The sequence below is a fragment of the Streptomyces sp. NBC_01384 genome, assembly GCF_045040035.1.
GTDB lineage: Bacteria > Actinomycetota > Actinomycetes > Streptomycetales > Streptomycetaceae > Streptomyces.
Genome location: NZ_CP109560.1, coordinates 722,961 through 741,351 on the forward strand (window position 1 = coordinate 722,961; position 18,391 = coordinate 741,351).

Genomic DNA, 18,391 nt, shown 5'->3' on the forward strand with positions numbered 1-18,391 from the left:
ACGGAGCACTTCCCGGACCCCATGGCCACCCGCGCCCGGCCGGGTTCCACCTGCCAAGGGGCCACGGTCGCCTCAGCTCACGCCGTCGCGGCACCGGTCGCGGAGGCCCCCTCGACCGCCCACGCCGTGCCGAGGCCCAGAGGGTCCCGGCACCGCACGGCCACCGACTTCCCTGCCGTCGCCGCCTGATCCCGCACTGCATGCGCCACAGCGGCCGAAGGGCCGGTACGAGAGAGGTCGGTACCGGCCCTTCGGACGGGGGTCCGGGTCAGAGGCGGTCGGCGTCCAGGACTGCCCGGGCGAAGGCTTCGGGTGCCTCCTGCGGCACGTTGTGCCCGATGCCCTCCAGCGTGTGGTGGGCGTACGGGCCGGTGAACTTGGCGCGGTACGCGGCCCCGTCGCCCGCCGGAGTGAAGGGATCCAACGCGCCGTCAAGGGTGATCGTGGGCACGGCGACGCCCGGGCCCGCAGCGAGTTTGGCCTCGATGCCGTCGAAGCGCGGGTCACCCTGCGCGAGGCCGAGCCGCCAGCGGTAGTTGTGGATCACAATGCCGACGTAGTCCGGGTTCTCGAAGGCCGCCGCAGTGCGGTCGAATGTGGCGTCGTCGAAGTGCCAGGTCGGGGAGACGTTGTGCCAGATCAGCCTGGCGAAGTCGTGCCGGTTCTCGGCCAGGCCCAACTCCCCCCGCTCGGTGGCGAAGTAGTACTGGTACCACCATGCCCACTCGGCTGCCGGGGGCAGCGGCTGCCTGTTCTTCTCCCGGTTGGTGATGAGGTAGCCGGTCACCGAGACCAGGGCCTTGCAGCGCTCGGGCCAGAGCGCCGCGATGATGTCGGCCGTCCGCGCTCCCCAGTCGAAGCCGCCGAGCAGCGCCTTCTTGATCCGCAGGGCATCCATCAGGGCAATGATGTCCAGGGCGACCACCGCCTGCTGGGCGTTGCGGAAGGTCTTCGACGACAGGAACGTCGTGCTGCCGTAGCCGCGCAGGTAGGGAACGATGACGCGGTAGCCCTCGGCGGCCAGCAGCGGGGCGACGTCCACGTAGCTGTGGATGTCGTACGGCCATCCGTGCAGCAGGATCACCACCGGGCCCCGCTCCGGGCCGACTTCGGCGTAGCCGATGCTCAACTCACCGGCCCTGACCTGTTTCACCGAGTCGAAGGATGTATGTCCCCTCGCCCGGCCGACCGTTGGCGCCTTTCCCCCGGCAGGGGCCGCCGCCGAGGCCGACGCGGCCGAGGGGTTCAGCCAGCCGGCCAGCGACGCCGCCGCCGTCCCCGCGGTGCCTGCGCCGAGGGCCTTGCCGAAAGTCCGCCTGTTGATCACGAGAACCGTCCTGCCTGTGAGCATGTTGGAAGGTGCCGCCCCTGGAGCGCGGCCATGATCAGGCTGTGCCGCCAAGCGGCCCGGCGCCACGACAGGTTTCCTCTCTCGTGAGAGGCGCAGCCTTCTACGCCCGAGACAGGGTCTGTGGTCAGCGCCGACCCGTGAGACACGGTATCGGGGAATCCGCCGGCCGTCGCTGGTGTGCTAGGTGTGCTAGGTGTACGTGTACTCGAGGACCAACCGAATGGACGGCAACCCTCCCAGCCCTTCGGGTCGCCGAAAGCAACTGCGGCCAGGCTCCTGTCAGAAGGTTCCAGGCGGTTCCGGACGGTCAGGGCACGCCGGTGGCCATCGCTCCGAAGATCGCCGTACCCTGGTAACCGGAATCAGTTCCGTTTCAGGGCAACCGGAGCCAGTTCCGCTTCGCAAAGGTGGATGGAGCAGTGCGGAAGGACTGGTTTTGGCGGACACCACGGACGGCGCGGCACCGCAGCAGCGGCGGTTGCGCGCGGACGCGCAGCGCAACGAGGACCGGTTGCTCGAGGCGGCTGCCGCGGCCTTCGCCCTGGACGGAGCCAACGCCTCGGTCAAAGACATCGCACGCCAGGCCGGTGTCGGAATCGGCACCCTCTATCGCCGATTCCCCTCCAAGGAACTGCTCATCGAGGCCACCTACCGCCACGAGGTGCAGCGCCTGTGCCAGGCGGCGCCCGAGCTCGCCGCGTCGCTGCCACCGGTCGAGGCGCTACGGACCTGGATGGAGCGGTTCGTGGTCTTCATGGCCACCAAGCAGGGCATGGCCGAAGCCCTGCGCGTGGTGCTCACCGATGACAGCCGGCGGCTGCACACCCGTGCCCTCCTTGTCGAAGCGATCGACCACCTGCTCACGGCTGGGACGCAGCAGGGTGCGTTCCGCTCCGGCACCAGCGCCTACGACGTCTTGATGGCACTGGGCGGCATCAGCCTCATCGCCGACTATGACAACCAGCCCGAACTCGCCCACCGGCTGATCGGCCTGCTGCTGCACGGCGTGGCGACCGGAACCTGACCCGAACCAGCGGCCTGCGCGGCGACCGTGCGAGAAGCGGCGCGCCGTGAGCTGGACGACTACGAATGGGCCTGCTGGGGGTCACTGGCCTCATGGGCCCTGGACCACCCAGCCGATCCCGACAGTTCGCACGCCCTCGAGACAGCCACCACCCGACGCTCCGAATGGCTTCGGGTCTACCGGGACACCTGAGGATTCGTCTGCCTAGTCCTGCGTCGGACGTCTGATTGACCTGCGCGTGGCGGCGTCCCGGCGGTGTCCGCACGGCGGGACCGGAAGCGCTTGAGGAGGAGCGCCGTGCCCGCCGCCGCAGCAGCGAGGAGTACGCCACCCGCGGCCCAGCCCGCCACTTCGGTGAGGGATGTCCTGGAGGGACGCGCCGCCTGCTGCGCGGGGCAGGTGCTCGTTCTGGAGGCAGGGGCGATGCGCAGCCGGGCCCATGGCTGGTTCGGGTGGCTCTTGCCCTGGTCGGGAGCGTGCCGGTAGACGGGATAGAGGCCTGGCGCAGCGTCGCATCTGAGGGTGGCGGTGGCGGTCAGGACCGCTCGTGCGCCGCGCAGGACGGGCTGGTCGGCGAAGGAGGGGGACGAGAGGGTGATGACCCCGTCCAGTCCCTCGTCGTCGTTGTCGGTGATCGTGATGCGGCTGCCGGCGCGGAAAGACCGGACGTCCCATTCCGACTGGGGCCAGGTGGTGTTCGCCGCCCAGTGTTCCTCCCGGTCGGGCGGGGGCATCTTCTTGACCTTGTCCCGGCAGGCGCGACGCGCGGCCTCGTCGGCCGGTTCAACGCGTACGCGTGCCCACGGGGCCCCGTGCTCGGCCGGGCGTGCGGCTCCGGCGCTGGTCAGCGTGACAGGGTAGGTGCCGGGCCGGGCGTCGCAGGCGATGGTGACGGTGGCCGTCAGCCCGGGTGCCGTCATCCGCATCCGTCCGGCTTTCAGCAATGCCGGGGAGGTAATGGTGTCGCCGTTCGCGGCCTGTCCGCTCGCCGCGGTGACGGCCAGCGTGTCGCCGGGACGCACGGACCGGACACTGCCGAGCGGCAGCGGTGCCGGTTCGGCGGCGGAGGCGGGTGCGGCGGCCAGGAGGGGCAGCAGGAGCGGCAGTGCCACCACTGCCGCGGTGCGGAATCGGTCCATTGCCTCGCCTGTCTGTCTTGTGACGCCGCGTCAAGCCGCGTGTGACGCTACGCTGCCAACCGTCATATCGAATATGTGTGCGATTACGTGAGATCGGTATCGCCCGCCGTTCGGCTTTCTCCAAGACGGAAAGACACCTCGTTGAGTTCCAGTTCCAGATGGATTCCGGCGCTCGCGCTCGGTCTGTGCGCGGGCGTACTCGGCACGGGCCAGGCGCTTGCCGCGACCGGTACTCCGGTGCCATCGGCCCCCGCTGCACCGACGCCCCGTCCGACAGGGCCCGGGGTGGCGGCAGTGTCGCCTGCCCCCTCGGCGACACCGACACCCGTGCAGCCGAGCCGGCCGCCTGTCTCCCCGACCGCCTCCGGCGGGCCGAGCCTGAGCGAGGAGGAGAAGTACTGGACAGCCAACCGCATGGACAACGCGGTCCCCCTCGACAGCCCACCCGGCCGGGCCCCTGCAACCTCGGCGCCCGGCATCAGCGCGCGCGGCACGCCGCCGGCCGGCACGCCCGGTCCCGAGCACTTCGGCGGCCACCCGATGGTGGGCACGTTCTTCTTCGACGGCAAGCCATTGGGCGGCAAGAGCACGTACTGCACGGGCAGCGTGGTGCACACGGCCGCCCATGACATCGTCCTGACCGCCGGGCACTGCGGCCGCGGTCTGGAGAGGGCCACCCACCGCATCTTCGTACCGCAGTACCGCGACGGGCTGTCCGCCGCGAACCAGCCGCACGGCGTCTTCCCCGTGTCGCAGATGTACATCGATCCGCGCTACGCGGCGAACACCAAGAAGCCCACCTCCGACCTGGACCTGGCCTTCGCGCAGGTCGATCCCGGCAGCCGGGGCAAAGTGGAGGACGTCACGGGCGCTCTGACGTTCACGCCCACCACCAACTACACCCACAACGCCACGGTCATCGGGTATCCGAGCTCCAAAAGCGTCAATTCGAAGCACCAGGCGATCCGCTGCCCCGTCACCACCTCGCGCCTGCCCGGTTACCGGCAGATCCGCATGACCTGCACCGGCTTCTACGGAGGGGTCTCCGGCGGCCCCTGGATCGAGAACTACAACCGCACCACCGGCACCGGCAAGGTCATCGGCAACACCGGCGGGTACAACGGAGGCGGCAACGACGCCAACGACGACTGGGTGACGTACGCGCCCATCTACGGCAAGGACGCCCAGAACCTGTTCAACGACGCCGCCGCCCATCGCACCGTGGGCGCGAGACCGCCCTACCGGCCGTCGAAGGACAGCCCGGCTCTGCGGGCACCTGGCAGCATGCCAGGCTCCTGGCCTCCGGCGACTTCCGCCACGCCGGGCACAGCGACACGATCGTGGTGTGGACCGACGGCGAGGTCACGCTCCACCCCGGCAACGGACAGGGCGGCTTTGCCCCCGACCGGCAACTGCCGGCCTCCAACAGCACCTGGACACACGCACAAACCCTCACGGCCGGCGACTTCACCGGGTCCAACCAGTTCGACCTGATGGTGCGCTGGTCCGACGGCGAACTCAGCATGGTGCGCAGCATCGACTCGCGCTCCGTGACGGGCAGCCGATCGAGGAGCCTTTTTTGATGCTATATATCCCATTGGCTATATCCCATTGGCTCGGGTCGTGGATGTCACCGAAGGGAAGGGCCGCGATGGAGCGGACAACGTGCTGCGTGGTGGGCGGCGGCCCGGCGGGAATGGTCCTCGGCCTGCTGCTGGCCCGGGCCGGCGTGGTCGTCACGGTCCTGGAGAAGCACGGCGACTTTCTGCGCGACTTCCGCGGCGACACGGTGCATCCCTCGACTCTGGCGCTGCTGGACGACCTCGGTCTGGCCGAGCGCTTCGCCCGTCTGCCGCAACGTCGGGTGACCAGGGTCCAGCTGCCGCTCGGCGCGGACGGTTCGCTGATCACCGTCTCGGACATCAGCGCGCTGCCGGGCCCGTACAACTACGTGGCGATGGTGCCGCAGTGGGACCTGCTCGACCTTCTCGCCGACGAGGCCCGAAAGGAGCCGTCCTTCTCCGTGCGGATGAGCACCGAGGCGACGTCCTTCCTGGTGGAGCGCGGACGGGTCACCGGGGTGCGGTACCGCACGTCCGACGGCCGTACGGGCGAACTGCGGGCCACCCTCACGGTGGCCTGCGACGGTCGGGGCTCGCTGGCCCGGTCGCGGCCCGAACTGCGGCTGCGGCAGTTCACCTGCCCCATGGACGCCTGGTGGTTCAGGCTGCCACGGCGGGAAGGCGACCCGCACGGGCTTGTGGGAGGCGCCGGCGACCGGTTCCTCACCGCGATGATCGACCGTGGGGAGTACTGGCAGTGCGCCGCGCTGATTCCCAAGGGGACCGACGCCGAGCGCCGCGCCGCCGGTCTCGAGCGGTTCATGGCCGACTTCTCGGCCGCCGTGCCCTGGCTCGCGGACCGGGCGCATGCGCTGCGGTCGTGGGAGGAGGTGAAGATGCTCGACGTACGGCTCGACCGCCTCCGGCGCTGGCACCGCCCGGGACTGCTGTGCATCGGCGACGCGGCGCACGCGATGTCACCGGTCTTCGGCATCGGCATCAACCTCGCCGTCGAAGACGCAGTGGCCGCCGCGCGGCATCTCGTCGGACCGCTGCGCAGGGGTGTGGTCGGCCTGCGGGACGTACGCGGCGTCCAGCGGCGCCGCTGGCCGACCACGGCGGCGACACAGGCGCTGCAGCGGTTCGCTCACGCGCGGATCATCGCGCCCGTGCTCGCGGGACACCCGCCCTTCGGCGACGCCAGGCGGGCGGAGCGGGTGAGCGACCTGCTCACCGCCGCACCGTGGCTGAGGCGCGTGCCGGCGTACTTCATCGGCTACGGCGCTGTACGCGAGCGTCCGCCCGCCGAGTCGGTGCGGTGATCCGCGGCGCACGGCTCGCTGCACCGACCTGAAGCACCGTTCACACGGTTGATCGGTGGCCGGCCCGCGAGTGCGGTGCGGCAGCGGCGAGCGTTCCCCCGCCCCTCAGCCCACCCACCCGCCGCGCGCAGCGCGAGGCGGTCCCTGGGTCGACGCGGCGCGCGCGACACGTCCCGCTCCGGCGGGTCCGTCCGGCGTCAGCGGCCCTTGCGTACCCGGGCCGCCGCGCGGGCTTCCGCGATCTTTCGGGACTCGGCGGCTTTGCGGGACTCCTTGACGGGACGGCCCGGACGGGTGCCGAGGCCGCGGAAGGGGGCGTTGCCGCCGCTGGTCTTCGTCCCGACCGGCGGGCGTTTTGCCCCGGTGATGGTGGTCAGCGTTTCCTCACCGGAACGCACTTGTGTGACGGTCGGCCGGATACCGGCGTCGGACATCATCCGGTTCACATCGCGCCGCTCGCTGTGGGTGACCAGGGTGACCACGTTCCCGGACTCCCCGGCGCGCGCCGTGCGCCCGCCCCGGTGCAGGTAGTCCTTGGCGTCGGCCGGGGGGTCGACATTGACGACGAGGTCGAGCGCGTCGATGTGAATGCCCCGCGCGGCGACGTTGGTGGCCACCAGCACGGTGATCTCACCGTCCTTGAACTGGGCGAGCGTGTGCGTGCGTTGCGGCTGCGACTTCCCGCTGTGCAGGGCAGCAGCCCGTATGCCGCTGGCCCGCAGGTGACGGGTGAACTGGTCCACGCCGGCCTTGGTGTCCAGGAACATCAATACCCGGCCGTCCCGCGCGGCGATCTCGGTCGCCGTCGCGTACTTGTCGGCGGCGTGAATGTTCAGCACGTGGTGTTCCATCGTGGTGACCGAGCCTGCCACCCGGTCGACCGATGCGAGAACCGGGTCGTGAAGGTAGCTCCGTACCAACTGGTCGACGTTGTGGTCGAGCGTGGCCGAAAACAGAAGCCGCTGCCCGTCGGAGCGGACCTGGTCCAGGATTTCCGAGACCTGCGGCAGGAACCCCAGGTCGCACATCTGGTCCGCCTCGTCCAGCACCGTGATCCGCACGTGATTCAGGTGGCAGTCCCGGCGCGACACCAGGTCGGCCAGCCGCCCCGGCGTCGCGATGACCACCTCGGCGCCGGTCCGCAGCAGCGCCGACTGCCGGTTGATCGACAGGCCACCGACCACCGTCGCCAGTCGTACGTTCAACGTCTGCGCGTACGGCGCCAGCGCGTCGCTCACCTGCTGTGCGAGCTCCCGGGTCGGCACCAGGACCAGTGCGAGCGGCCGCTTGGACTCCGCTCGCATGCCTGCCGTCCGGGTGAGCAGTGCAAGCCCGAAAGCCAGCGTCTTGCCGGAACCGGTCCGCGCTCGGCCGAGGACATCACGGCCGGCCAGCGCGCCCGGCAGAGTCGCCGCCTGGATCGGGAAAGGCTCCGTCACCCCGAGGCCGGTCATCGTCTTCACCAGCTCCGGCGGCAGCCCGAGTGCGTCGAAGGACGCGGCCGGCGGCAGGTCCGTGGAGACCGCCTGCGGCGTCGAGAGTTCGCCCTGCGGCGCTGTCGCCGGCTGGTGCTCGTCGGCACGGGAGAGTCCAGGGGCTGGCGGCTTCGCGTTCATGGGGAACCTTCCTCGGTCTGGCGCCCGGAACGCGCCGGGGCCCGTACCCCTTCGGTACGGGCCCCGGCGGCGTCGAAGCGTGCCCTCATTTTACCAGCGGGCACCCGGATGCCCGCCGGTCCGGTCGGCCCGTGCGGGACGCGATACCGGGCCGTCGGCCCGCCGTGGGGCCATATCGCCGATGTGGCCGCCCGGCGAGGAGCGTCTTCGTTCTCGTGCAGGTCACGGATTCGCTTTTTACTTGAGGCCGCTGAGCATGACGCCGCGGATGTAGTACTTCTGCAGCAGCAGGAAGAGGATCAGGACCGGCAGGATGCTCAGGACGAGGCCGGCCATGACGATGGGCATCGTGCGGGTCGGGTCGACGTAGTCCTGCAGGAGCTGGATGCCGACGGGCAGGGTCATCACGTCCGGGTCGGCGGTCGAGACGAGCAGCGCCCAGATGTACTCGTTCCAGGCGTCGACGAAGGTCAGCAGCCCGAGCGTCACCATGACCGGCTTGGTCTGCGGCACCACGATCCGCCACCACACGGCGAACTCGCCGGCCCCGTCGATGCGCGCGGCCTCCAGGACCTCGTCCGGGATCGAGACCATGAACTGGCGCATCAGGAAGATCCCGAAGCCGTTGACGAGGAACGGCATGGCGAGCGCCACGATGCTGACGGTCAGGCCCGCGCCGCCGCGCCCGAACAGGTCGTTGCCGCCCGCCAGCGGCCAGTGCACCAGGATCAGGAAGTGCGGGACGAAGAAGAGGAACGGGGGGAACATCATCGTCGACAGCACAAGGCGGAAGATGAAGTTCCGGCCGGGGAAGCGGAGTTTGGCGAGCGCGTAGCCGGCGAGTGACGACGTGAGCAGCACCGACCCGGTGATCACGGCGGTGGCAATGACGCTGTTGCGGAAGAGCACCGGCAGATCGAGCTGGTCGATCGCCGCCCGGTAGTTGGACAGGTCGAACGCCTCGGGCAGGAACCGGTACGGCAGCGTGCCGGACTCGCCGGGCCCCTTGAAGGACGTCATCACCATGTCGAGGAACGGCACCACCGTGAGCACGGCGCCGGTCACGACCACCAGATACGACAACCACGGGAAACGGCGGCGGGTCATGCGTCCTCCCCCTTGCGTCGGAAGATCCACAACTGCACCAGGGTGACCACGAGGACCACCACGAACAGCACGAAGGCGGCGGCGCTCGCAGTGCCCCAGTCGCCGTAACTGAAGGCCTGCCGGTACATCTCCAGCGCGGCCACATCGGTCGCGTCACCCGGCCCGCCCTTGGTCATCACGATGATCAGCGCGAACGACTGCAGGCCGGTGATGAGCTGGGTGATGCACACGAGCAGCAGGGACGGCCGCAGCAGCGGCAGTGTGATCTTCCAGAAGACGGTGACGGGCCCGGCGCCGTCGAGTGCGGCGGCCTCGTAGTACGAGTCGGGAACGGACTTCAGCCCGGCGGTCAGGATGAGGATCGCCGTGCCGACCGAGGCCCAGGCCTGTACGACCACGACCGAGGGCAGCGCGGTGTCCGGGTCCTGGAGGAACGCCACCGAGCCGAGCCCGAGGGCGTTGAGGACGCCGTTGACAAGGCCGCCCGGCTCGTACATGTACTTCCATACGTTGCCGACGGCGACGACGGTCGTGACGATCGGCAGGAAGTACAGGGTGCGCCACAGCCCCTGGAACCGCAGGTTGTCGATGCAGGTGGCGACGAGCACGGCGCCGGCGAGCGCGAGGGCCACGGTGCCCAGGGCGAACAGCAGCGTGTTGGTGAGGATCGGCGCCAGGAACGTCGATCCGTCCGCGAAGAGGCGGGTGAAGTTGTCCGGGCCGACCGGCTCGATGTCGCCGAGGTCGAACCCGGCCCAGCGGGACATCGACAGCAGCAGCGCGAAGCCGAGCGGCAGGATCAGGAAGACCGCGAAGAACAGCAAGGTCGGCGCCAGGAAGAGATAGGCGACGACGGCCTGGCGGCGCCGGGCCCGGCTGCGGCCGCGGGCGGCGGGCCCGGCGGGCCGCGGGCTGTGCGCCCGCTCGGTCGTCGCCGGGGTCAGGGTGTTCACCATGAGCGCGACACCTCCTGATCGACCTGACGGCGGGTGGTGCGCAGCGCCTCGTCGACCGACTGCTGACCGGTCCACAACGCCTCGATGTTCTTGCGCAGCAGCGACTTGGCCTGCTGCGCGCCCGGCACGTTCGGCTCCGGCACCGCGTACGCCAGCGCGTCCAGGAACGGGCGCAGGTTCGGATCGGTGCCCTCGCCCAGGAGTGTCCGCATGTCGTCGGCGCGGCCGGTCAGGGAGCCGACCGACACCTGCAGGGAGCTCATCCGGGTCGCTGCCGCGCCCTTCCCCGCGCCCTTCCCAGCGCTCTTCCCAGCGCTCTTCACGCTCACCTTCTCGGTGTTGAGCCAGCGCAGGAACTCCCAGGCCTCGCGCGGGTGCTCACTGGCCGCGTTGACCCCCAGCATGAAGCCGGTGGAGAGCGTGGCGCGCTTGTCGTCCGCCTCGGGGACGGGCAGCGGCGCGACGCCGACATCGCCGTAGTCCTTGCCCATCAGGGTCTTCAGGCTCCCGGTCCACCAGCCGGCGCTGACCACCATGGCCACCTGCCCGGACGGGAACGCCTTGTAGACGTTGACGCCGGGGGCGCTCGCACCTTTGACGACGAGGCGGTGCTCCAGATCGAACACGGCCCGGCCGGCCGGCGAGTCGATGGCGGTGCTCCTGCCGTCCGCGGAGACGAACGTTCCGCCGGCGGCGTTGAGCAGGGCGAGCGTCTGGCCGACGGTGGTGGAGTCGTCGTAGGTCGACAGCCCGAACCCCTGGACCAGCGTGTTGCCGTACCGGTCCCGCTCGGCGGTGCGGTAGGCCGTCTCCTCCAGCTCCCGCCAGGTGCGCGCAGGGCCGTCGATGCCGGCCTCGCGCAGCAGCCGCTTGTTGTAGTAAAGGGCGTACGTCTGCACCTCGGTGGGGTAGCCGTAGACCTTGCCCCCCACCGACGAGGAGGCGACCGCGGCCTTGCCGTAGCCGTGCGTGATCTCCTCGGCGTGCTCGGAGGGAGCGGGCCGCAGGACGCCGGCCTGGACGAGCTGGCCGTTCCACAGGCAGTACGGGTGGATGATGTCGGCGCCCTGGCCCGCGGCCTGCCGAACCATGAACGTGGTCAGCAGATCCGTGAACTCGACGGCCTTCGTCCGCACCTTGACCCGGTCGTGCGTGGCGTTCCACTCGTCGACCGGGACCTGCAGCGCCACCTTGAGCGCCCCGCTCGCATAGTGGGAGAGCAGGGTGAGGACGATCGGATCCCCGGGCCGCCCGGTGCCCTGGTGCGGCGCGGCGCATCCGGAGGCGAGCAGCGCCGAGGGGAGCGCGAGCGCGAAGTGACGGCGACTCAGGCTGCCGGTGCGGCGCGACGGCGTCAGCGTCATCGGGTCGCCTCCCGGCGCATCACGCGGAACACCCGGGTCGTGGTGAAACCGGTCTTGCGGTACAGGTGGCCCGCCGGGGACTGCTCACCGGTCCACAGGAACCACGCGGAGTGCGCACGGCGCGCCCGCATCCGCTCCAGGACCAGGTGGAGGAGGACTTCGCCGAGTCCGGTGCCGCGCATCTCCTCCAGCACACCGATCGGGCCGAACCGCTCGTCCACCGAATCGAACGTGCCGTGCATCGCCCAGCCGACCAGGCGGCCCGAGGGGTCCCGGGCGACGACGATCCGGTCGAGCGGCGTGCCCGCGGCCAGACAGTCCCGGATCATGCACGCCCAGTCCGGGCCGAAGTGGTTCCCGGCGAGCGCGAACAGGTCCACCAGGTCGTCGTCGCGCGGGGTGGCGAACCGGTAGCCCCGCGCCGTCAGTTCGTCCAAGCGGCGCGCGACATCCTCCGGAATGCGATAGCCGACCAGGCCGCGGTCCATCGCCGCCGCCTCGTACAGAGTGCGAAAGCCCAGGGACTCGAGGAGCCCGGCCGCTTCCGGGTACGCCTCGGCGTCCAGGCCGGGGAGGACGTAGTTCGGGGTGTACGAGGAGAAGTCCACCCGGGTGCGGCCGTGGCCCTGCAGCCAGTCGAGGGCGTCGGTCAGCAGCCGGCGGCCGAGGCCGCGCCCGCGGGCGGCCGGGTCGACGAAGAAGAACGGGATCCAGCCCTGCTCCGGCTCCAGGTCGATGCCGGCCATAGGTGTCAGACGGCGCACCGCGTAGGCCGCCCCGACGACGCGGTCGCCGTCGACGGCGACCCGAAGCCCCTCCGGATCGAAGTTGGCGTCGAGCAGCACCAGGGAGCGGAAGCGGTCCGGGGTGATGGGGTCGGCCGGCGCACTCCGGCGCCACGCCTCCACCAACCGCGGTCCGTCGCCCGCGCGAAAGCCACGCATCTCGGCCCGGGATTTCGTCGTGCGATCGGTCATCGACGGGGTTGTCCTTCCATACGCAGGTCGCGGACGGCGTCGCACGTCGCCCGCGGCGCTGCCTCGGTCCGGTACGGAGTGCGCTGCGCCACGGCGATCAGGACGCGGTCCACGAGGGTCAGGGGCAGAGCAGCAGGTCGCAGCGGTGGGCAGGAGGGCTCAGGGATCTCAGAGGTAGAGCAGCACGTCGTCGCCGGCCCACCGGCCGGGCGGCGCCGGCGGATCGCACAGCGCCAGCGGGTCGTCGCCCGCGTCGACGGCACGCCGCAACCGGTCGGACCCCCACAGCAGGTCGACGAAGTGACGGTGGCCGGTCCCCTCCACGCCGCCGTCCGCGGTGCGCCAGGCGAAGTTGTCCGGGTACAGCCGCCGCAGCGTGGCGAGCATCGCGACGGCGGTACGTACGGGAGCGAACACCTCGCGGTCGGTGATGTGGAGCTGGACCCCGCGCAGCGGCCGTCCGGCGTGTTTGTGGAAGGTCGGTACGTACCGCAGATCACGGAAGTGCACTCCGGGCAGGGCGAGCTCGGCGAGCGAGGGCGCGAACCGCGCGTCGATGTACGGGGCCCCGACGATCTCGAAGGGCTGCGTGGTGCCACGGCCCTCGGAGAGGTTCGTGCCCTCGAACAGGCAGGTGCCGGGGTAGAAGGTGGCAGTGGCGGGCGTCGGGATGTTCGGCGAGGGTGCGACCCACGGCAGGCCGGTGGCCTCCGCGTCCATGGCGCGCTGCCAGCCGACGGCCTCGATCACCGTCAAGTCAGCGGCACTGCCCGCCACTTGGGGCACGGCCGAGGCGTTGAGATGCCGGGCGAGTTCGCCGCAGGTGAGGCCGTGCCGGACGGGTACCGCGGCGCGCCCGACGAAGCTGGCCCACGCCGGGTCGAGCAGCGGGCCCTCGCTGACGAGTCCACCGAGGGGATTCGGCCGGTCGGCGACCACGAACCGTACGCCCGTACGGGCCGCCGAGACCATCAGGTCGAACATGGTCCACACGTAGGTGTAGAACCTGGCCCCGATGTCCTGCAGGTCGTACACCAGGGCGTCGACGCCGCTGTCGAGCAGCAGTTCGTCGAGGCGCTCGCCGCCGCACCGGTATGTGTCGTGGACCGGCAGGCCGGTGGTGTGGTCCGCCTGAGCGGCCTCGCCCTCGCCGGCCTGGCCGGTCCCGTGCAGCCCGTGCTCGGGACCGAACAGGGCGACCAGCCGCGCGCCGGCCTCGAGCAGCGCGGGCGCGGCCGGGCGCAGGTCGGGGAGGACGCCGGTGTGGTTGGTCACCAGCCCGAGCCGGCCGGGCCCGGCGAGTCCGGGCGACGCGTGCAGTCGTGCGATCCCGGTCGTCACCGCGACGCGGTCGTCCGTGCTCATCCCTTACCCCCGTCTGCCGGTGACACCTCGAAGCAGCTGACGGAAATTTACTTGTATGTCCTGGAATTTCGCAATGAAGGCGCGACGAACGCCGCAACGCCTCTGGAGGAGTTCGAGCGGGACGCGATCGCGTCGGCCCGCTCCTCCGACAACAGCGGCTGCGCAGGCACACTCCGAGAGCATCCGTCCGATGGCGAAGCCGATGACCATGTCCCGCGCAGGCCCCTCGGCGTCCGCGGGCCCCGCGAACTCCACCGGTCAGTGCCGTGCGACCGCGGACACCACAGGCGCGTTGTAGGCCTCCACCCGCAGCTTCGGCTTGCCCGAGTGGAGCGCCTTTGCCGGCCAGGACAGCGTGAGCGTGCGGGACTCCCCGGGAAGCAGCCACAGGTAGTTGTCGCTGTACAGGGTCGGCAGCACCCGCTCACCGGTCGCGGAGTCGACGAGCGAGACGCGCACCATCGCCGCGACCGCCCCGCCCTTGTTACGCACTCGCGCGGTGAGTTCGCCGCGGCTGCCGGAGCGGTCCGTGTCGGTGACCTCGGCGGACAGTCTGGTCCGGTCGGCGCGGTTCAGCGCCTGCATGGCCTGGGCGTCGCGGTGGCGCCAGTAGGTGTTCTCGGCCAGCAAGCTGCCGCTGGAGTCCTCCAGGCGCAGCCGCAGCAGATGGAAGTCCGGCAGGTCGTCCGTCCAGCCCGCGGTGAACGCGTCCGCCGTGGCCGACGGAGCGATGTCGACGGACTTCCGCTGCTGCGCCGCCACCTCGCGCCCGGACAGGTCGAGGAACGTCGCGGTCACCGTGGCGCGGCTGACCCGGTTCGGGGTGTGGTTGACCGCGATCACCCGGCCGTCCCGCAGATCGGCCTGGACATGCAGGGCCTCGTTGGCCTTGCGAGCACCGTAGTACGCGCCGTTGACGTCGAAGTCGTAGTCGTACGTCTGCCAGACGGTGCTGTACCAGGCGGGGTGGGACATCCACAGCATCAGACCGGTCGCGTCGTCCCACAGCTTCGCGTTCCAGGCCTCGAACATGGCCCGGAAGTTCTCGTAGTTGACGAACTGCGCCTTGCGGCAGAAGTCGTCGAGGTCCTTGGCCGTGCCGAGCCGCGCCTCGACGGCCGCCATGTAGTTCTGCGGAGCCTGGTTACCCCGCGTGCTCCAGTCGTGGTAGTACCAGGCGCCGCCCACGGGCCACTCGGGTTCGTCGCCGACGAGCCGGCGCATGGTCTCCGCCGTCGGGAGGACGGGCATGCCTATTTCGGTGTGGAAGCCGAAGTTGCCGCTGCCGTAGGTCCCCGGCGAGTAGTACTTCTCCGGCTCCACCCAGCCGTAGGGACCGCCACCGGTGACGATGCCGCCTGCCGAGTTGTTCTGGTACAGCACGTCCGGCGCTTCGGCCCGCACCGCCTTGCGCATGCCCTCGTCGACCGGGCCGGGTGGGTTGCCCTCGTTGGCGCCGCACCACACCACGACGCAGGGGTGGATGCGGTAGCGCCGCACCGTGTCCTGCGCGGCGTCGAGGAACAGCTGGTGGTTCGGCGGGTCCATCCCCCAGGCGTTGGGGAAGTCGTTCCACACGAGCAGGCCGTGCTCGTCACAACTCGCGAAGAACTCCTCGCGGTTGCTGCACCCGACCCAGTTGCGGATCATGGTGAAGTTCATGTCGCGGTGCATCCGCACGGCCGCGTCCATCCGCTCGGCGGGCATCCGGCGCAGCAGTTCGTCCCAGCCCCAGTTGCCGCCGCGGCAGAAGACGCGGACGCCGTTGACGCTGATCTTGAGCGGTTCGATGGAGTTGTCGACGGAGGTGACGTCCGTCCACTTCTCGCCGTCGTCCGACACCTGGATGGTGAACGTCCGCGCGTACGCCTGTTCCCAGGTGATCGCCACCCGGTCGAACCCGACCGGCGAACCGAGGTCGACCTGGATCCACTGCTCGTCCTCGTAGGCCGAGGACCAGCGGGTGTCGGGGTTGCCGTCGACGGCGTTCGCCGGCCCGTTGGAGTCCTGCTCGACGGACGACGCGGTGGCCTTCTTGCGCAGGGCGAGGTCGGTGCCGGCGGCGGTGCTGTCCACGACCGACAGGCCCCACATCGACGAACCCCAGCTGCTGGCCCGCGTGTGGCAGAGCACCCGCACGTAGCGCGCGGTCCGCGCGTCGAAGTCCACGTTCTGCAGGCTCGCGGCGCCCGAGGTGTGGAACGGCAGCGGAACCGCCGTGTTGTCCACGGCCTTCGCGTCGGTCCAGGTGGAGCCGTCCTCGGACACCTGGACCGTGTACGTCTTCGCGTACGCCTGCTCCCAGGTGAGGATCACACGGTCGAACGAGAGGGAGGAGCCCAGGTCGACCTGGACCCACTGCTCGTCCTGGAACGCGGAGGACCAGCGGGTGCCGGGGTCGCCGTCCGTGACGTTGCCGGCGCCGTTGGAGTCGGTGTCGACCGTGGAGGCGGTGGCCGGCTTGTGCAGCGCGAGGTCGGTGTCGGGCGCCGCGCTGTCGGCGACGCTCAGGCTCCACAGGGAGGAACCCCAGTCCGTGGCCCGGGTGTGGCATGCGACGCGCACGTAACGGGCCTTCAGCCGAGTGAAGTCCACGGTCTGCGCGTATGCGTCGCTGCCCGTCTGGAAGACCAGCGGGACCTGGTACTCGTAGCCGAACTGGCGGATGCCGAACCGCGTGGTGCGCCGGTCGCTCTCCTCGCCGTCGACCGTTGCGGCCAGTGTCAGCCTGTGCAGCGCCGCCTCGCCGTAGCCGTTGGGCCACCACAGCCTCGGGTTGCGCAGCCGGAGTTGGGAATAGTCCGCCGGGCTGAAGACGACGTCGGCGCTCTGCCCGCCGGGGACCGTGACCGTCCTGGTCACGCGCACGTCGCCGAAGGCGGCGGAGACGGTGACGCGCCTGCTGTCCGCGTCGGCGTTGCGCACCGGCACGGTGACCGTCAGCTCGGCCGTCCGGGTGTCCGGCAGGTCCGGGAGCCGGGACTCCACACGCGGGTCGCCGATCACGGCCGCGCCGGTGGAGCGCAGCCGTACGTGGTTCCAGATGCCGGCCGCCCGGTCCCGCACCGCGGGCATCCAGTCCCAGCCCGAAGAGGCCAGATACGTGGGCGAGTTGCGGTTCATGGTGTTCGCGCCGGCGTCGACGAAGGCAAGGCCCTGCGGGCCCTTGTCGCCCGGGCTGCCGGGCACCGGCATCGGACTGATCTTCACGGCGAGGGCCTGGTCGCCGTCCGTGAGCAGCTTCGTCACGTCGAAGGCACCCCGGGCGAACGGGCTCGTGACGGTGCCCACCTCGGAGCCGTTGAGCCAGACCTCGGCCTCGTGGTTGATGCCGTCGAACTCCAGCCAGACGTGTCGGCCGGGTCCCGTGCGCAGGCCCCCCGGCAGCTTGAACGCGCGGCGGTACCACCAGGAGTGGCGGGAGAGGGCCTCGGGGACGTGCAGGTTGTTGAACCCGGCCACGGGATCGGGCAGGTGGCCGCCGTCCACGAGGGAGGTGAGGACGGTGCCGGGGACCGTCGCGGGCAGCCATCTGCTGGTGTCCACCGACGGACGGGACAGCTCGGCGCCGTCCTTGCCCGCCCAGTCGTCCATCGTCAGGTCCCAGCCGGACTCCAGTGGCACGGTGCCGTCCGCGCCGGCCGTCAGCGCCGGCGGCGTGCCGTGGTGGGTGCCCCAGTCGGTCCAGCCGGTGACGGACGGCCGCGCGGTGCGGCAGGTCCCGTACACCTGGAGACCGTTGAGCCCTACGGGGTTCGCGTTGGACCGCTTGTTGACGGTCATCCGTACCCAGCGGGCGGTGACGGGCTTCTGGAACGGGATCTCCATCACCCCGCCCTTGCCCGAGCCGGTGCGGAACGCGGCCGTCCAGGTGCGGTTGTCGCGGGACGTCTCGACGACGAAGTCGGTCGCGCAACTGGACAGGATCTCCTGGCCGGTGGTGTCCAGGCGCGGGTTGCCGCTGGTCGAGTCGGTGTACGGGGGATCGTCGAGGGTGGCCTCGAAGGTGAGCCGCAGCGATTCCACCTCGCACAGCGCCTGGAGGTCGACGGAGATCCACTGGGGGTCGCCGACCGCGGCGCGCCAGCCCGAGTTCTTCACGCCGGCGCCGGTCAGGCCGTCGACGGCGAACGCGGCCGGGGTGGGGGCGTAGTCGGTGGAGGACACCGACACCGGGCGGTTCGCCGCGAGTTCACCGTGGCTGGAAGCAGTGCCCGGCTGCCCCGCTGCGGCCGCGGCCGCCGCTGAGGGCAGGGCCATGCCGACGCCGAATCCGGCGAGCAGGGTGGACCCGGCGGAGAGAACGGCACGCCGAGAAGGAGAGGAGGACTGATTCGACATGAACCTTGGCTCCGATCAGGGATGTCGAAAGACGGGGCGCTCGACTCGATGGGGGGGTGACAACGTTGCCAATGCCCATGACAACGTTGCCGAACACTGCCCCCGTGTACGCGCCCTGTCAAGGTTTCCAGCAGATGACGAACGACTGCTTCTACTAAATTAGTAATTAATATTGACACGGTTTCGGCCGCGGTCCAGAGTCGTCGCCGTGACACCGAGGCCCCCTGCCCCGTGCGGCCCGCGTCACGCCCCTACTGCTTCCCAACC

The 18,391-nt window shown here is 70.5% G+C and carries 12 protein-coding genes and 1 pseudogene; 4 read left to right on the plus strand and 9 right to left on the minus strand.

Translation table 11 applies throughout. From position 1 onward, the window contains the following. Positions 1 to 268: 268 nt before the first annotated feature. Complete coding sequence (locus OG747_RS51035) at positions 269 to 1,327, minus strand: alpha/beta hydrolase (protein WP_331765185.1); 1,059 nt, start codon at positions 1,325 to 1,327, stop codon at positions 269 to 271. A 460-nt stretch (positions 1,328 to 1,787) separates the two neighbouring features. Here OG747_RS51035 and OG747_RS51040 point away from each other — a divergent pair, with 460 nt between their 5' ends. Both OG747_RS51040 and OG747_RS51045 read left to right on the plus strand, forming a co-directional pair. Further along, a complete protein-coding gene (locus OG747_RS51040) occupies positions 1,788 to 2,375 on the plus strand; it encodes a TetR/AcrR family transcriptional regulator (RefSeq protein WP_331743528.1) in 588 nt (195 codons plus the stop codon). A 36-nt stretch (positions 2,376 to 2,411) separates the two neighbouring features. Further along, positions 2,412 to 2,567: pseudogene (locus OG747_RS51045) on the plus strand (SAM-dependent methyltransferase); the annotation flags it as partial. Here OG747_RS51045 and OG747_RS51050 read toward each other — a convergent pair. Further along, the gene (locus tag OG747_RS51050) at positions 2,552 to 3,514 is read right to left on the minus strand and encodes a hypothetical protein (RefSeq protein WP_331765186.1); all 963 of its coding nucleotides are present in this window, start codon (positions 3,512 to 3,514) and stop codon (positions 2,552 to 2,554) included. The pseudogene OG747_RS51045 and the gene OG747_RS51050 sit on opposite strands and share 16 nt — an antisense overlap. Before the next feature lie 327 nt (positions 3,515 to 3,841). Here OG747_RS51050 and OG747_RS51055 point away from each other — a divergent pair, with 327 nt between their 5' ends. Together OG747_RS51055 and OG747_RS51060 are read left to right on the plus strand one after the other, a co-directional pair. Next, positions 3,842 to 5,008: a trypsin-like serine protease gene (locus OG747_RS51055; protein WP_405886381.1), complete on the plus strand. Its 1,167-nt coding sequence runs from the start codon at positions 3,842 to 3,844 to the stop codon at positions 5,006 to 5,008. 157 nt (positions 5,009 to 5,165) lie between these two features. After that, on the plus strand, positions 5,166 to 6,398 hold the full coding sequence (locus tag OG747_RS51060; RefSeq protein ID WP_331743519.1) for an FAD-dependent oxidoreductase: 1,233 nt from the start codon (positions 5,166 to 5,168) through the stop codon (positions 6,396 to 6,398). Positions 6,399 to 6,595: 197 nt separating this feature from the next. Here the strand turns inward: OG747_RS51060 and OG747_RS51065 are convergent, their stop codons facing one another. The 7 genes from OG747_RS51065 to OG747_RS51095 form a co-directional block, all read right to left on the minus strand. Beyond that, the gene (locus OG747_RS51065; RefSeq protein ID WP_331765188.1) at positions 6,596 to 8,014 is read right to left on the minus strand and encodes a DEAD/DEAH box helicase; all 1,419 of its coding nucleotides are present in this window, start codon (positions 8,012 to 8,014) and stop codon (positions 6,596 to 6,598) included. Positions 8,015 to 8,251: 237 nt separating this feature from the next. Then, positions 8,252 to 9,121: a carbohydrate ABC transporter permease gene (locus OG747_RS51070; protein ID WP_331765189.1), complete on the minus strand. Its 870-nt coding sequence runs from the start codon at positions 9,119 to 9,121 to the stop codon at positions 8,252 to 8,254. Further along, on the minus strand, positions 9,118 to 10,077 hold the full coding sequence (locus OG747_RS51075; RefSeq protein ID WP_331743510.1) for a sugar ABC transporter permease: 960 nt from the start codon (positions 10,075 to 10,077) through the stop codon (positions 9,118 to 9,120). The genes OG747_RS51070 and OG747_RS51075 overlap by 4 nt, the downstream gene beginning before the upstream one ends. Beyond that, complete coding sequence (locus OG747_RS51080) at positions 10,071 to 11,441, minus strand: ABC transporter substrate-binding protein (RefSeq protein ID WP_331743506.1); 1,371 nt, start codon at positions 11,439 to 11,441, stop codon at positions 10,071 to 10,073. The genes OG747_RS51075 and OG747_RS51080 overlap by 7 nt, the downstream gene beginning before the upstream one ends. After that, on the minus strand, positions 11,438 to 12,418 hold the full coding sequence (locus OG747_RS51085; RefSeq protein WP_331765190.1) for a GNAT family N-acetyltransferase: 981 nt from the start codon (positions 12,416 to 12,418) through the stop codon (positions 11,438 to 11,440). Before OG747_RS51085 ends, OG747_RS51080 begins: the two co-directional genes overlap by 4 nt. 168 nt (positions 12,419 to 12,586) lie before the next feature. Next, complete coding sequence (locus OG747_RS51090) at positions 12,587 to 13,783, minus strand: DUF1343 domain-containing protein (RefSeq protein WP_331743500.1); 1,197 nt, start codon at positions 13,781 to 13,783, stop codon at positions 12,587 to 12,589. A gap of 258 nt (positions 13,784 to 14,041) precedes the next feature. Beyond that, a complete protein-coding gene (locus tag OG747_RS51095; protein ID WP_331765191.1) occupies positions 14,042 to 18,124 on the minus strand; it encodes a discoidin domain-containing protein in 4,083 nt (1,360 codons plus the stop codon). Between the last annotated feature and the right edge of the window lie 267 nt (positions 18,125 to 18,391).

Coding starts and splice junctions, on each gene's coding strand:
- OG747_RS51050 (WP_331765186.1), bottom strand. CDS start 3,514: ATGGACCGATTCCGCACCGCGGCAGTGGTGGCACTGCCGCTCCTGCTG.
- OG747_RS51060 (WP_331743519.1), top strand. CDS start 5,166: ATGGAGCGGACAACGTGCTGCGTGGTGGGCGGCGGCCCGGCGGGAATG.
- OG747_RS51065 (WP_331765188.1), bottom strand. CDS start 8,014: ATGAACGCGAAGCCGCCAGCCCCTGGACTCTCCCGTGCCGACGAGCAC.
- OG747_RS51070 (WP_331765189.1), bottom strand. CDS start 9,121: ATGACCCGCCGCCGTTTCCCGTGGTTGTCGTATCTGGTGGTCGTGACC.
- OG747_RS51075 (WP_331743510.1), bottom strand. CDS start 10,077: ATGGTGAACACCCTGACCCCGGCGACGACCGAGCGGGCGCACAGCCCG.
- OG747_RS51080 (WP_331743506.1), bottom strand. CDS start 11,441: ATGACGCTGACGCCGTCGCGCCGCACCGGCAGCCTGAGTCGCCGTCAC.
- OG747_RS51085 (WP_331765190.1), bottom strand. CDS start 12,418: ATGACCGATCGCACGACGAAATCCCGGGCCGAGATGCGTGGCTTTCGC.
- OG747_RS51090 (WP_331743500.1), bottom strand. CDS start 13,783: ATGAGCACGGACGACCGCGTCGCGGTGACGACCGGGATCGCACGACTG.
- OG747_RS51095 (WP_331765191.1), bottom strand. CDS start 18,124: ATGTCGAATCAGTCCTCCTCTCCTTCTCGGCGTGCCGTTCTCTCCGCC.